The sequence below is a fragment of the Aliirhizobium wenxiniae genome (assembly GCF_014201355.1).
Classification (GTDB): Bacteria; Pseudomonadota; Alphaproteobacteria; order Rhizobiales; family Rhizobiaceae; genus Neorhizobium; species Neorhizobium wenxiniae.
Genome location: NZ_JACHEG010000004.1, coordinates 404,006 through 421,016, shown reverse-complemented (window position 1 = coordinate 421,016; position 17,011 = coordinate 404,006). Strand labels below are relative to the sequence as shown.

At 60.7% G+C, this 17,011-nt stretch carries 5 protein-coding genes; 2 read left to right on the top strand and 3 right to left on the bottom strand.

Annotation, left to right across the window (positions count from 1 at the left end):
- Positions 1–13: 13 nt before the first annotated feature.
- Complete coding sequence (locus HNQ72_RS30585) at positions 14–12,532, top strand: Ig-like domain-containing protein (protein ID WP_280518276.1); 12,519 nt, start codon at positions 14–16, stop codon at positions 12,530–12,532.
- A 62-nt stretch (positions 12,533–12,594) separates the two neighbouring features.
- On the opposite strand, the gene HNQ72_RS19425 is transcribed toward HNQ72_RS30585, so the two are convergent.
- Genes HNQ72_RS19425 through HNQ72_RS19415 form a run of 3 tightly spaced genes read right to left on the bottom strand, consistent with a single transcriptional unit; the run spans position 12,595 to position 16,235 of the window.
- Positions 12,595–14,022, bottom strand: a complete 1,428-nt coding sequence (locus HNQ72_RS19425) for a cytochrome c (RefSeq protein ID WP_183994381.1) — start codon at positions 14,020–14,022, stop codon at positions 12,595–12,597.
- 2 nt (positions 14,023–14,024) lie between these two features.
- Positions 14,025–15,659, bottom strand: a complete 1,635-nt coding sequence (locus HNQ72_RS19420; RefSeq protein WP_183994379.1) for a GMC family oxidoreductase — start codon at positions 15,657–15,659, stop codon at positions 14,025–14,027.
- Positions 15,660–15,689: 30 nt separating this feature from the next.
- Entirely contained in the window at positions 15,690–16,235 is a 546-nt protein-coding gene (locus tag HNQ72_RS19415) for a sugar dehydrogenase complex small subunit (protein WP_210319648.1), read from the bottom strand.
- 323 nt (positions 16,236–16,558) lie between these two features.
- Between HNQ72_RS19415 and HNQ72_RS19410 the strand changes: the two genes are divergently transcribed.
- The gene (locus HNQ72_RS19410; protein ID WP_183994377.1) at positions 16,559–17,011 is read left to right on the top strand and encodes a MarR family winged helix-turn-helix transcriptional regulator; all 453 of its coding nucleotides are present in this window, start codon (positions 16,559–16,561) and stop codon (positions 17,009–17,011) included.

Sequence of the window (17,011 nt, the reverse complement as noted above, 5' to 3'; positions counted from 1 at the left end):
GTGCTTGTACTCAATGGGCTCGGCCGTCGAGACGACCCATGGTTCGGTGCAACTGATCGAGGATGCAGGCGGAAACCTGGTGCTTCGCTTCACCCCGGATGCAGATTACAACGGCAAGGAGAGCTTCACCTACTCGATCTCGGACGGCAATGGCGGGGTTGCAACGGCAACCGTGACCGTGACCGTCACCCCGGTCAACGATACCCCGACCCCGACCCAGCCGATCCCGGACCGCGTGCGCGCCGACGGCCAGTCTTTCACCTATGACGTTGCCGACTTCTTCAGCGATCCGGATGGCGACGACCTGACCTACACGATCACCGGTCTACCGGATGGTCTGCAATATGACGCTGCCACGGGCCTGATCTTCGGTACGATCAACAACCAGGCAAGCCAGGGCGGCAGTAACGGCGTATACACGATCACGATCGTCGCCTCGGACGGCAGCAGCACGGCGACCCAGACATTCGAGCTAACCGTCACCAATCCCGGTCCGACCGCCAACAATGATACGGCCACGGTTCTCGAAGATGGCTCGGTCACGATCAGCCCGCTTGCCAATGATATCGATCCGGACGGCGACACGCTGACGATCACCGCCGCCAATGCCGGCAACGGCACTGTCACCATCAATGCAAACGGAACGCTGACCTACGTGCCGGCCACCAATTTCAACGGCGTGGACACGATCGTCTATACGATCTCGGACGGCAATGGCGGTGTCTCCACGGCAACTGTCCGGGTCACCGTCACGCCCGTCAACGATGCTCCGACGTCCACTCCGATCCCGGACCAGTATGACAGCGACAGTCAGGCGGTTCGCTACGATGTCAGCCCCTATTTCAGCGATGTCGACAACGATGCGCTGACATTCTCCGCAACCGGCCTGCCACCGGGCCTGACGATGAATGCTGCCGGGGTAATCAGCGGAACACTTGCCGCAAACGCTTCGAACACCGATCCCTACACCGTCACGATCACGGCATCGGACGGCAACGGCGGCACCACAAACCGCAACATTACCTGGATCGTCACCAACCTGCCGCCAAAGGCTTTCGATGACACGTTGACCGTCAACGAAAACACCTCTGGTGGAGGCAATGTCCTGACCAACGATCGCGACCCTGATGGCGACCCGCTCAGCGTCGATCAGGTCGAAGGCGCGGCCGGCAATGTCGGTATCGCGGTTGCCGGGTCCAACGGCGGCACGTTCATCATCAATTCGAACGGCACCTACACGTTCAATCCCGGCACGGATTTCGACGACATGTCTGCTGGCGACCCGCCACGCACCACGACGATCACCTATCGTGTCAGCGACGGCACGAACTACGACACCGCCACGATTACCATTACCGTCAATGGCGTCAACGACGCGCCGACGGCCGACACGATCCCAGACTATACGCGTGCCGACGGTCAGTCTCTGACCGGCAATCCGCTGCATCTCGGCACCTTCTTCCAGGATATCGATGCAAACGACACCCTGACCTTCAACCAGACCGGCCTGCCGCAGGGCCTGACCATGGCCGCGGATGGCACGATCACCGGCACGATCGCCAACAATGCCAGCCAGGGCGGTCCGGATGGTAATGGCGTCTATACGGTTACCGTGACGGCGTCGGACGGCAAGGGTGGCACGGTTTCGGAGAGCTTTACCTTCACCGTCACCAACCCGGCTCCGACCGCCGCCAACGATGCAATCGAAACCGCCGAAGACACCCCCGTCACCTTCAACCCACTCGCCAACGACACCGATCCGGATGGCGACACGCTGTCCATCGACAATCGTCCCGGTTTTGAACCGGTCGCCGGCAACGGCGAGGTCGTCGTGAACGCCGACGGCACCCTCACCTACACGCCGAACGCCAACTACAATGGCACCGATACGATCGTCTACCGTATCACCGATGGACAGGGCGGTTACAGCACCGGCATCATCACCGTCTCCGTCAACGCAGAAAACGATGCGCCGATCTCTTCCGACATCCCGAGCATGGAGCGCAATGACGGCGACACGATCAGCCTCAACATCTCCGGCAATTTCGTCGACCCCGAAGGCGAAGCGCTTGGTTTCACCGCAACCGGCCTGCCGCCGGGCCTGTCTATCGATCCGTTAACCGGCATTATCTCGGGCAGGATCGACCCCGATGCTTCCGGTCCGACAGGCATCCGCAATTTCCTCGTCCGGATCACGGCCACGGATCCGGATGGCGCCAGCGCGTTTGAGGAATTCACCTATACGATCAAGAATGTTGCCCCGAACGCCGAGAATGATGCGGTCTCGACCGACGAGGATACGCCGGTCGACATCGACATCCTTGCCAACGATACGGACCAGGACGGCGATACTGACACCGTCATCCTCGTCGAAGGCGTGAACCTTACCGTCGGTGGCCCGGCCGTGATGACGCCGAACGGCTCCGTCCAGCTCATCCTGAACGAAGACGGGCGCGAAGTCCTGCGCTTCACCCCGAATGCCAATTTCAACGGTACGGAATCCTTCACCTACACGATCGGCGATCGCAATGGCGGCTCGGATACCGCGACCGTTACTGTTACCGTCAATCCGGTCAACGATGCGCCGGTGGCGGCGCCTATCCCTGATCGCACTCAGGTCGATGGCTCCGCCTTCAGCCTCGATGTCCGCCCCTATTTCAGTGATGTGGATGGTCAGACGCTGACGATTACCGTGGGTCCTCTACCGCCCGGCCTGACCTACGATGCGGCAACCGGCCTGATCAGCGGCACGCTTGCGGCCAATGCATCCCAGGGCAGTCCCTATACGATCACCGTGACCGCCAGCGACGGCACCGCCTCGGTATCCGACAGTTTTGTCTTCACCGTCACCAACCCGGCGCCCGAAGCGGCAAATGATGTGGTCGAGACGGCGGAAGATACGCCGGTCACCTTCAATCCGATAACAGGCGAGGACACGGCGAGCGGCGAAGACGGCATCGATGTGGATCCGGACGGCGACCCGCTCACCATCACCCAGATCGACGGGCAGGATATCGCTGTCGGACAGACCATAGCGGTCGCCGGTGGCACCGTCAGATTGAACGACGCGGCAGGCAGCCTCACCTTCACCCCGACGGCGAATTTTAACGGCACGGTCGGCTTTACCTATCGTATCGCGGACGGCAATGGCGGCTTCTCCGACGCATCGGTCACGATCAATATCGCGGCCGAAAACGACCCGCCGATCATCGACCTGAACGGCGCGAGTGCAGGCACCGGCAGTTCCGCTTCCTTCACCGAAGGCGACGTGCCGGTACTGATCGTATCGCCCGATGCAATCGTCGGCGATATCGAGGGCGGCATCGTTTCGCTCGATATCGACCTTGCCGGCTTCGCCGATACCGGCAACGAGATCATCCACCTGAACGGTGCCGTCGATATAGTCGTCGGCACGGCGTCGAGCGGCACGATCGCCTTCGGCGGCACGACCTTCTTCTTCGACTATGACGGCGCAAACAGCCTGCATTTCGAGAACGCCGCCGGCGCCGGTGTGTCTATGCCGGATGCGGCGACCAGCGCGCTCCTACGTGCTCTCCAGTACGAGAACCGCAGCGACAACCTGACAGCTGGCACCCGTACGCTGACGATCTCGGTTACCGATAATGGTAATGAGACCGCCTCGGCCACGGCGACAGTCAACGTCGGCGCGGTCAACGACCCACCAGTCGCCGTGGACGATACGGCGACGACCGGTGAAAACACCCCGATCACCAACGGCCCGAGCGTGCTCGGCAATGATACGGATGCGGAAAACAACCCGCTCACAGTCATCGCTGTCGGCGGCGGTGCTGCGGGGGCGCCAATCGGAGGTTCGAATGGCGGCACCTTCGTCATCCGCCCGGACGGCACCTATGATTTCGATCCGGGCACACAATTCGATGACCTGCAGGTCGGCGAGACCCGTGCGACAAGCGTCATCTACACGATATCCGACGGCAATGGCGGCACATCCACTGCCACGCTCACCATCACCGTGACCGGCGAGAACGACGCGCCGGTCGGCGGCAGCTTCGTGCTCGACGCGACCGAGGACCAGACCTCGAGCGGATTCCTGCCGGTCACCGATGCAGACGGCGATCCTCTGACCTATGCGATCGTCGGCCAACCGGATAACGGCACCATCACCATTGGCACCGATGGCAGCTACACCTACGTCCCGGCCGCGAATTTCGCCGGCAGCGACTCGTTCACCTATACGGTCAACGACGGTCGCACGACCGTGACCTTTACCGTCACCGTCAACGTCGCCAATGTCGAGGACTTGCCGGCCGGCGAGATTCCCAACCAGGCATTTGACGATGCCGACGACGTCACGCTCGACGTTTCGCAGTTCTTCACCGATGCGGATGGCGACGATCTCACCTTCAGCGCGGACGGCCTTCCGGACGGGCTGGAAATGGATGCCGACGGCAACATCACCGGCACGCTGACAAGCGATGCCAGCCAGGGCGGCGCCAACGGTGTCTATACGATCACCGTCACGGTCAACGATGGTCAGCCGGGCGGCGAAATCACCCGCGCCTTTACCATCACCATTTCCAACCCGGCTCCAATCGCCCAGAACGATGCGATAACCACCGGAGAGAACACACCGGCAACCGGCTCGGTCTTTGCCAATAACGGTTCGGGCGCGGACAGCGACCCGGATGGCGACACGATCTCCGTCTCCGCCGTGAACGGCAACGCTGTCGGTGTCGGCACGGGCGTCGCAGGCACTGCCGGCGGCATCTTCACCATCGCTGCGAATGGCGCCTACACATTCAATCCTGGCACCGATTTCGACAATCTCGCCGCCGGCCAGACCCGCACCACGTCGGTCACCTATACGATCTCGGATGGTCAGGGCGGCACGTCGACTGCCACCTTCACGGTCACCGTCACCGGCGCCAACGACGCCCCGATCGGTGCCGATGGCACGATCGACGTTACGGAAGATACGTCCTACACAGGAACCCTGCCGGTCGCGACTGATGCCGAAGGGCAACCACTTACCTATGCGGCCGGTACCCAGCCGGCAAACGGTCAGGTCGTGGTCAATCCGAACGGCACGTTCACCTACACGCCAAACCCGAATTATGCAGGTTCAGACAGCTTCACCTATACGGTTTCCGACGGCACGGCGACTGTCACATACACGATCACGGTTGATGTCGGCGCGGTCAATGATGCACCTGCGCTGGGCAATGACAGCTTCACGGTTGATGAAGACGGCAGCACCGTCATCGACGTCCTCGCCAACGACAGCGATGCCGACAATGACCCACTGACGATCACGCAGATTGACGGCCAGCCGATCGGGGCAGGCGAAACGGTCCCCGTCACCGGCGGCACGATCACGCTCAATGCCAACGGCACGCTGACCTTCACTGCAACGCCGAATTTCAACGGCCCGCTGACCTTCACCTACACCGTCTCCGACGGCCAGGGGGGCATTTCGACCGCCACCGTCTCCGGCCAGGTCACTTCCATCAACGACCCGCCGGTTGCGGAAGACGATGCGGCAACGACCGACGAAAACACCGCGATCGAGGGCAATGTCATCGTCGGCAGCGACAGCGATGCGGATGGCGACACGCTGACGGTCATCGCGGTCGGCACAGGCCCGAACGGCGTCGGTGCGACACTTGCGGGCTCGAATGGCGGCAGCTTCATCATTCTTGCGGACGGCTCCTACAGCTTCGATCCGGGCGCCGCATTCCAGGATCTGCAGGTCGGCGAAAGCCGCGCGACATCGATCACCTACACGATCTCCGACGGCAATGGCGGCACAGACACGGCGACGCTGACGATAACGGTCACCGGCGTCAACGATGCCCCGACAGCACCCACCCTGCCACCGCGTGCCGACATCGATGGTGCTGCGATCGACATCAACCTCACCGGCGGCTTCGCAGATGTCGATGGCGATACGCTGACCTACGCGATCACGGGCCTGCCGACAGGTCTCACCTACAACGCCGCGACCGGCCGGATAACCGGTACCATTTCGCCGTCCGCCTCCGGTCCGACAGGCACCCGTGCCTTCACCGTGACAATGACGGCCAGCGACGGCAACGGCGGCACTGTCGAGCGGACGTTCACCTGGACCATCACCAACCCGGCACCGGATGCGCAGGACGACACCTTCTCGATCGATGAAGGCGACACGTTGACCGGCAACGTGCTCGCCAATAACGGCAATGGCGCGGATACCGACGATGATCCACTTACCGTTTCGCTGGTCAACGGCCCGGCCAACGGCACGCTGACACTCAACGCCAACGGCACATTCACATACGTTCCGAACGCCTTCTTCAACGGCGTCGACAGCTTTACCTATCGGGTTGCGGACGGAAGTGGCGGTTTCGATACGGCGGTCGTCACCATCAATATTGGCGCGGTCAACGATGCACCGGTCCCAGCCGACGATACGTTTGCGATCGACGAGGACGGCAGCGCCACTATCGATGTTCTCGCCAACGACAGCGACCCCGACAACGACGCACTGACGGTCACCGCCATCAACGGCCAGGCGATCTCGGCCGGTAATCCGGTCGCAGTTACCGGCGGCACGGTTTCCCTCAATGCCGATGGCACGCTCACCTTCACGGCAGCGGCCAACTACAACGGCAATCCGTCATTTAGCTACACCGTCTCCGATGGTGCGATCAGCCGCGATGCGACCGTCTCCGGCACGGTGCGCGCCATCAATGATGCGCCCGTCAATAATCTCCCGGGCAGTTTCAACGGCGCGGAAGATACAGATCTGCCGCTCACCGGCATTTCGATCACCGATATCGATGCCGGAAATGCGCCGGTCACGGTCACACTCGGCGTCAATGCCGGCTCGCTGATTGCGTTCTCCGGCGGCAATGTCACGGTTACCGGCGGTGGTACCGGATCGATCACGCTGACCGGCACGGTCGCCAACATCAACGCCTGGCTCGCTGGCCCGACGGCACCGGTCTATCGTCCGGTCGCCGACAGCAGCGCCGCCGTCACGCTGACAATGACCACCAATGATCGCGGCAATAGCGGCGCCGGCGGAGAGCTGGCAGCCACAAGCACGGCGATGATCATGATTGCACCGGTCAACGACGCGCCGGTTGCCACTGACCAGCGGATAACGACGCCGGAAGACACACCGGTCGCGGGCTCGATTGCGGCCAGCGATGTCGATGGCGACCCGCTGACCTACGCGGTCACCACCCAGCCTGCCAATGGTCGTGTCACGATCAATGCCTCGGGCACGTATCTTTACACACCCGGGATGGACTTCAACGGCACCGACAGCTTTACCGTCACCATTTCCGACGGCCAGGGCGGCACGACGACGGCCACCGTCACCATCGACGTCTCGCCGGTCAACGATGCACCGATCGGTTCGGATGGTTCGATCACCGTGACGGAAGACGTCGCCTATCCCGGCCAGTTGCCCGCCGCGACAGATCCGGAAGGCTCGGCCGTCACCTACGGCGTCGGTAGCCAGCCGCTACACGGCACGCTCACCGTCAATCCGAACGGCAGCTACACCTACACCCCGGCAGCCAACTATAACGGCACGGACAGTTTCACCTATACCGTCAGCGATGGCACGGCGACGAGCACTTACACGATCGCCATCACTGTCACTGCCGTTAACGACGCGCCGATCGGCTCCGGCGCTTCGATCTCCCTTAACGAGGACACGCCCTTCGATGGCCAGCTTCCGGCCGCGACCGATGCGGAAGGTGACGAGGTCGCTTACGAACTCATCGCCGGCACGACGAACGGAACAGTCGTCGTCAACGATGACGGCAGCTACCGCTATGTGCCGAACGCCAATTACAATGGCCCGGACAGCTTCACCTTCCGCGTCACCGACGGCACGAACTTTAACACCTATACGGTCAACATTACCGTCAACCCGGTCAACGACGCACCGATCGCTGCAGACCAGACAGTGACGATCGACGAAGACACGCCGATCATCAATGGCACGCTGCCCGCAGCCACCGATGCCGAGAACAATCCGATCACCTACAGCGCCGGAAGCCAGCCGCAGCACGGCACGCTGGTGGTCAATGCCAACGGCACCTATACCTATCGCCCGGCCGCCAACTACAACGGTACCGACACGTTCACCTACACGGTTAGCGACGGCGCGGCCTCGAATACCTACACAATCACTATCATCATCGATCCGGTCAACGATGCGCCGGTCGCCTCCAACACTGCGATCTCCGTCACAGAGGACGAGCCTTATGACGGCCAGCTTCCGCCCGCGACGGACGCAGAGGGCGATGACGTCACCTATTCGCTCGCCACAGGCCCGACGAACGGCACGATCAACCTCAACGACGACGGCTCCTACACCTACACGCCGAACCTCGACTACAACGGTCCCGATACGTTCACCTACACGGTGAGTGACGGCAATGGCGGCTCCAACACCTATACGGTGACGATCACGGTCGGCCCGGAAAACGATCCGCCCGTTGCCGGTGATGCCGCGGTATCGACCAATGAAGACACGCCAATCGTCAACGGCACTCTGCCTCAGGCAACCGACCCGGAAAACCAGGAGGTCACCTATGGCCTCGGCCGCGGCGTATTGAACGGCACCGTCACCGTCAATCCGGATGGGACTTACAGCTACATTCCGGCAGTCAACTTCAACGGCACCGACAGCTTCACCTATACGGTAAGCGATGGTGCTGCGATGAACACCTATACCGTCACCATCACCGTCAACCCGGTCAACGACGCTCCGACTGCATCGGATACGGCAATCACCGTCACCGAAGACACGCCGTTCAACGGCCAGCTTCCGCCGGCAACCGATGTCGAAGGCAATCCGATCACCTATGTTCTGGACACCGGACCGGAAAACGGCACGCTCACCTTCAATGCCGATGGAAGCTATACCTATAGCCCCGCCGCCAATTACAGTGGTCCCGACAGCTTCACCTATACAGTGACGGATGGCTTCGGCACATCGGAAGTCTATACCGTCACGATCGACGTCGATCCGATCAACGATGCGCCGGTCGGCAGAGACGATGCGGTCACAGCCATCGAGGACACACCCTTAAATGGGAACCTGCCGCGCGCAACCGATGCGGAGAACGATCCGCTGACCTATACGATCGGCCGGAATGCCACGAACGGCTCCGTCGTCGTCAATGCGGACGGAAGCTATCGTTATGTGCCGAACCCGAATTTCTTCGGTACCGATACCTTCACCTATACGGTCAGCGATGGCTCGGCCTCTTCTGCCGCCTACACGGTGACGATCACCGTCACGCCGGTCAACGACGCGCCGATCGGCTCCAATACCAGCATTTCCGTTACCGAGGACGTGCCGGCAAGCGGCAGCCTGCCGCCCGCAATCGACCCGGAAGGCCAACAGGTCACCTACGGTCTCGGTACGACGCTGCCGGCGCACGGCACGGTCGTCGTCAATCCGGATGGAACCTATACCTACACGCCGGCAGCCAACTATAACGGCACCGATAGCTTCACCTATACGGTGAGCGACGGTTCGGCGACCGCGACCTATACGGTCAGCGTCACGATCGGTGCCGTCAATGATCCGCCGGTCGGTCGCGATGACGCGGTCACGATCAACGAAGACACAACCTTGAACGGCACCCTGCCAATTGCCACTGATGGTGATGGCGACACACTCACCTATGCCAAAGGCAGCGATCCTTCGCATGGCAGCGTGACGGTCAATGGAAACGGCAGCTACACCTATATCCCCAACGCCAATTTCAACGGCACAGACTCGTTTACCTATACCGTTACCGATGGCACTGCGACGCTGAGCTATACCGTAACCATCACCGTCAATCCCGTCAACGACGCCCCGAGCGGTTCGAATGGCGCCATCAGCACCGCAGAGGACACGTCATTCAGCGCCCGTCTGCCGATCGCGATGGATCCGGATGGCGATGCACTGTTTTACGGCCTGGGCCGGCAGGCAGAAAACGGAACGGTCACGATCAATCTCGACGGCACTTATACCTACACGCCGGATGCCGATTTCAACGGAACCGACAGCTTTACCTATACCGTGAGTGACGGCCGCATAGAACGCACCTACACGATCACCGTCACCGTCACGCCTGCAAACGATCCTCCAACCGGCGAAGATCTCAACGTCACGATCGATGAAGACGGCACCGCCTCAGGACAGTTGCCCCGAGCAACGGATGTGGATGGCGACAGGCTGTCCTATGGCCTTGGAGGACAGGCGGAAAACGGGACAGCCACCGTAAACGAGGACGGTAGCTACACCTACGTACCGAATGCCAATTTCAACGGAACCGACACATTCACCTATACCGTCACCGATGGGACGGCGACGGTCACATATACGGTCACGGTCAACGTGCGCCCGGTCAACGACATCCCGGTCGGCAGCAATGGAAACATCAGTGTTGTCGAGGATACGGCATTCAATGGCCGCCTGCCGATCGCAACCGACGCGGACGGCGATGCGCTGACCTATAGCCTCGGCACCCAGGCGAACCACGGAACCGTGTCGATCAATGCCGATGGTACATATCGTTACGTTCCTGCTGCAGACTTCAGTGGAACCGACAGCTTCACCTATCGGGTAACCGATGGCACAGCGACGGTCACATATACGATCTCGATCACGGTCGCTCCGGTTAACGACCCGCCTCGCGGTGAAGATGCCGCCTTCTCCACGCCGGAGGATATGGTGGCGACGGGTCGGCTTCCGATCGCAATAGACCCCGAAGGCAGCCCGGTTACCTACGGTCTCGGCGCTGGTCCATCGCGCGGGATGGTAACGATCAACCCGGATGGTACATATCGCTATGTACCGAACCGAAATTTCAACGGCACCGACACGTTCACCTATACGGTGAGCGACGGAACGGCGACCTCGACCTATACCGCGACAATCACCGTTACTCCGGTCAATGACGCGCCGCTTGCCTCAGACACATCAATCTCGGTCGCGGCGGGTTCGACGGCCACCGGCTCCCTGCCTCCCGCAATCGATCCGGAAGGTGATGCCGTAACCTACGGGCTCGGCAGCCAGGCAAGCCACGGTACCGTGACGATCAATCCCGACGGCACCTACAGCTACCGGCCGGTTGCCGGTTATCGCGGCAGCGACAGTTTCACCTACACGGTCAGCGATGGGCAAGCGACCTCGACCTATATGGTGACCATCTCCGTCGGAGCGACGAACCGGCCTCCGGTCGGATCGGATGCCAATGTCACCGCCTTCGAGGATACGCCACTCAACAGCCGCCTGCCGGTCGCAACCGATGCCGATGGCGACATACTGACCTATGGTCTCGGCGCACCAGCCGTCCATGGCACGGTTACCGTCAATGCAGATGGCTCCTACACCTATATCCCGGCGCTGAATTTCAACGGAACGGATACCTTCACTTATACAGTCAGCGATGGTCGCTCGACATCCACCTACACGATCACCATCACTGTCGATCCGGTCAACGATCCGCCGACCTCCTCCGACACGTCCATCTCTGTTACCGAAGGAACATCGATCTCCGGTGCCTTGCCACCGGCACTCGATCCGGAAGGACAACCGATTACCTATGGTCTCGGTACCGGCCCTCAGCACGGCACCGTAACGATCAACCCGGACGGCACCTATAGCTACACGCCCGCAGACGGTTACAGCGGCTCCGACAGCTTCACCTTCACGGTAAGCGACGGCACCAACACCGCGACCTATATGGTCACGATCACGGTCGATCCAATCGAAGGCCCGCAGGAACCGCGTCCGCCGCTCGAGGTGGACCCGCCGCCACCAATCACCGTCGAGCCAAACGATCCCTGGCAGCCACCGTCTGTTTCGGACAGCATTTCCGCCGGATCTTCGTCACCGATCTCCTCGATCATGGACGATCTCAACGGAATTGCCGACCTCACGGCGCAAGGCCCGATCGTCAACGTCGTGAATTCCATCCGCTCGCTGAATGGCGTAGGTTATCTGCCGGAAGAAGGCGCTGTCATCCATGCGGCAAACCAGATCGGCGACTGGGCTGAGAGCGGACGCATCATCGACGATCTCACCGCCGGGTTCTTCAAGGGCGGCTCAAACATCCATCTGCAGCGTGAAGGCGCGGAAAGCACCTGGTTCCAGATCGATACGATGGTCTACAATGATTATCTCTACATCATGCCGTCGTCGCAAGGAGAGGTGGAGAATGCCTCCTTTGGCGTGACGCTGGCGGATGGAAGACCACTGCCGGACTGGCTGAAGCCGACCCGTCAGGGCCTTGTCATCGGTCGCCCCCCGGCAGGGCTCGAATTCATCGACCTGCGCCTCCACGGCAACTCATCGGACGGCACGATCTCCGACACGATCCGCATCGATCTCCATACCGGTGCAATTCTCGATCATGTCAGCGACCGGCGGACCGATCTTGGCCCAGGGTTGTTCTCTGACCATCTGCTTGCAGCGACGGATCTCTATGGCGATGATATTTCCATGCTCGGTCAGGCGCTTCAGCGATGGAGCGATTTGCCCGACCGATGATGGGTATCCAGGGAAATTCCATGTTACCCGCCCATTGAACGACAGGCGGGTAACATGAGTTCTTACTCCGACAGAACCGACGGCTTCTTTCTGCGTGCGCGATACCAGATGAAACCGGCCAGCAGGAAAGCGACGGCAGCAGCGCCACCAGCCAAACCGATCCTTGCAAGCTGGATCATGTTCGATTTTGGCCCGCCTTCGCGGATCACCTGAACGTCTTCCGGTGTCACCTTGAGCTTGTCGTTGCCATATTGTGCCAACAGGTAGTTGGAGAGCGAGGCAACCTCGACATTGTTCAACTGCACGACGGCATTCACCTGATCGCCGAAGGGCGGCATGAAGACATGACCGGCTTCGGTGTGTCGATCAACGCCGTTGAGGATCGCGGAAATGACGTTGATCGAGTTATCGCCGGCCGTGGCGGCATTGTGGAACAGGCTCGGATAATAGCCGTCCTTCGTGCCTTGGGCATTGTAACCGTGGCAGGAGGCGCAGTTGGCTGCAAAGATCTGCGCGCCGGCATGATCGCCTTTCAGACCATCGGCATAGTCCCTGCCGCGGAAGGCCGCCATGTCGTTGTCTGCCGTGCCCTTGTCGAAGCGGGTGGCACCCGTCGTCTCGCCGGCCTTCGTGGAGGGGACGCTGCGCACATACGTGGCAATCGCGTTCAGGTCCGCATCGGTCAGGTGCTGGAGAGAATAGCTGATCGCCTCCGCCATGCTGCCGGCCGCCTGCGCCTTGTTATCCAGCTTGCCCGTCTTCAGGTAAGTGACCAGATCTTCCTGGCTCCATGTACCGATACCATGCACCTTGTCATTGGTGATGTCGGGTGCATACCAGGGACCGACCTGACCGCCGGTCAGGTTGAGGCTCTTCTGTTCCTGCATGAAGATGCCGCGTGGTGTATGGCAGGTGCTGCAGTGAGCGGCGCCTTCGGCGAGATACTTGCCACGGTTCCATTCAGCCGACTGGGTCGGATCATCCTTGTGCGTTTCGTTCGGACGAAACAGCATGTTCCAGCCGATCATCGAAGCGCGGATGTTCATCGGGAACGGTAGCTTTGTTTCCATTGCCTTTTCATCCACCGGCTCAACGCCCTGCATGAAATAGGCATAGAGCGCATGGATGTCCTCATCCTTCATGTTGGAATAGGACACATAGGGCATGGCCGGATAGAGGTTTGCGCCATCAGCGCGAATACCCTTGCGAACCGCATCGGAGAACTGCGCTTCGCTATAGCTACCGATGCCGAATTCCTTCGAAGGCGTGATGTTCGTCGACATGATGGTGCCGACTGGCGATGCCATCGGCAGGCCGCCCGCCATGGGCTTTCCGCCGTCGTGATTGGTATGACAGGCAACGCAGTCGGAAGCGGTCGCCAGATAACGGCCTTTCTCGATCAGTTCCTTGGAAAATTCCTGTGCTGCCGCCGGCGCAAGGGCGATAAGGGCGAGCGGTGCCACAAGGACGAAGGATTTTACGGTCTTCATGATCAGGCGCCCCGCATCTGCTCGACAATGGCGTCGCCGGCCTTGAGGGCGAGCGCGGTCATGGTGATGGTGCTGTTGCCGCAGGCACCGGCTGCCATTGCCCCGCCGCCAGGGATGAACAGGTTTTCGTGGTCGTGGGCACGGCAATCCACATCGACAACCGAGTTCGACGCATCCTTACCCATGATGGTGCCGCCCATGATGTGCTTGCTGTTGTTGAACTTCGGGCTGATCTTGATGTCGACCGCACCCATCGCCTCGGCGATCTGCTTGCCGATCGGCTGGGAGTAAGCTTCCCAGCTTTTGCGGACATAGTCGCCGACGTCATAATTGATCGACGGCTTCGGAAGGCCGAGCCAGTCCTTCTTATCGGACAGGGTGAGGCGATTGTTCGGGTCGGGCAGAATTTCGTGCGCAGCGACGATATCGGCGGTGCAGGCCGCCATGCGCCGGATTTCGTCGTCCAGAGCTTTGCCCACCAATCCCTTCTTCAGTGCCGCGAAGGTAACGAAACGGTTGCGGGCGAAGTTGTTGTAGCGGAAATAGGCGCCCGCATGCTCGGAGCGGAATGCGCCTTGCGACGTTTCCATGATGCCCGAATTGACGACCGGACCGACGCCCGACCAGAAAGGATCCTTGGTGGTGACGGTGAACGTGCGGGCAGGATGGTCCATCATGTTGCGACCGACTTGATCGGACGAGTTGGCCACACCGTTCGGGTTGCGGTCGTCCTTTGACATCAACAGCAGTTTCGGGTTTTCCAGGCCGTTGCAGGCGAGCACGAAGAGCTTGCCGGTAATGCGGTGGGTTTCCTTGTGCTGGTCGTAGAAGTGAACTGCCTCGATCTTGTTCTGGGCATTGGTCTCGACCTTGTAGACGACCGAGTCCACGAGCAGCGTCGCGCCCTTCTTTTCGAGACGATGCAGTGCTGTTTCCGCATCGTATTTGGCCGCGACGGGACAGACCGGTACGCAGTTATTGTTGGCGCAGCAGGCGGGGCGACCGTCATAGGGCATGCCGCTGTTGCGTGCCTGGGCAACGGGAATATTGTTATAGCCCAGCGTCTTGACGACTTCGGTGAAACGCACTTCGCCCGGCGAGAAGGGCAAAGCCGGCATCGGATAGGGTGCCGATCGGTCACCGGTCTGCGGCCATTGCTGCGACCGGTCGGACGGCCCGCAAATGCCGAGCTTGTGCTCGGTGCGGACGTAATAGGGTTCCAGCGTGTCGTAGTCGAAGGCCCAGTCGCGGCCAACGCCGTAGAGCGAGTTGAGGCGCATGTCCTCCGGCGTCAGGCGCCAGGATGTGCCGGCCCAGTGCCACGTCGAGCCGCCGGCGTAACGGATGAAGGTCTGATCATAGGCGTCGGGACCGGTAAACTGCAGATAGGCGTCTTCCGGCTTCTCTCCGCCCATCGGGTGCGGCGCCCAGAGGCGCGAAGGATAGGCGACCGATGTGTCGCCCTTCACGCCGAGGGGAGCATTGCGCCAGTTTTCGACCACTTCGGCGCGTGTGACACGCGGGCCGGCTTCGATCATCAGCACGGAATGGCCTGCATCGAGCAACTGTTCGGCAATCACAACGCCGACGACGCCCGTCCCGACGATGACGACGTCGGCACTATTCTTGGTAACCATGGGGAAAGGACTTTTCTTGGCTGGGTTTCGTCAGAAGCGTGGCATAGGCGCCGACAACGGAAGATTGGGGCGGGTCCACAGGTTCGGGCCGGAAATCCCATAAGAGGGAATGGTCACGACATCGCTTGTCGTCTTGAAGGTCAGCGCCTCTTCATAGGTGAAGACGGTGGCATTGCGCTTCTCGGAAGAACAGCCGCTATACCAGGCAGAGATCACCCAATGGGCAAAGTCCTTCAACTCGCCATCTGGGATGTCGGCAAAGAAGTCTTCGACCTGCACGGCATTTTTCTTCTCGGCAATGGCGATGATCGCATCGAGCATCTGCGGAAGCTTCTTGTATTCACCGCTTGCCGTATCGGCGATACGCGCGCCGACCGCCGGGCTGAGCTGATGCTGGATCAGTAGATTGGACAGTTTCATGAACTGTCCCTGCGTGCCGGCATCGACGGCCGCCAGCGAGAGCGTGGGACAGAGCGCTGCAGCAAGGGTGCCGGCGAACAGCGTCGCACCGCCGAGCAGAATGCCGCGGCGCGACATCATCAACGTTCCGTTGGGGTCTTTCGACTGTCTAGTCATCGTTTTCCTGACTATGAGAAGAAGAGGCTGATGCCTCCGAGGTGAAAGCTTCAGCCTTGAAGGCGCGTTGCGCGTGCGCGTGCGCGAAATATCGGACAAATTTCGTCGCAACCCTGCTCCCCATAGTGTCAGAGGTGGGGATATCGAGGGGGGAAGCGGGACAATGAATCGCGGACATGCAACAACAAAAAAGGCGCGAGTGAACACAAGGACGCTGTCGCTAGACAGCGCGGTCCTCCGCCGCACCGAATTAGTTGGATAGCTGATCATCAGCTACGCCACCAATTGATAATTGTCAATCCGGCAAAAGGAGGCACACCGGCGTGATCGTTACTGCTCATGAAATCCTGCATTCGCACGGCATTCTGCTGCGGCGCTGCCAGCAGGTGGCACTCGCAATGTTCACGCAGGAGGCAGGGGATCTCGGTTTTTCTCCGACACAATACAGTGCCTTGGCCTTTGCCCATATCGAACCCGGCATTCACCAGAATACGATGGGAGAGCGGATCGCGCTTGATCGTTCATCCGTAACCAAGTGCCTGGAGGGGCTTGAGAACCAGGGTTACGTTCGTCGAGAGGTCGATCCGAGCGATAAGCGCGCACGCCTGATATACATCACCCCGGAAGGCGAGGAGATGCTGAAACAGGTTGCAGCCGCCGCACGCCGAGCGCGCAAACGCTTCCACGCGGCTCTCGGCGAAGCAGAGTTTGGTCACCTCATGGATCAGCTCAGCGCGTTCAGCCGCGTGCTTGACGAGCCTGAAGAGACAAAGTGA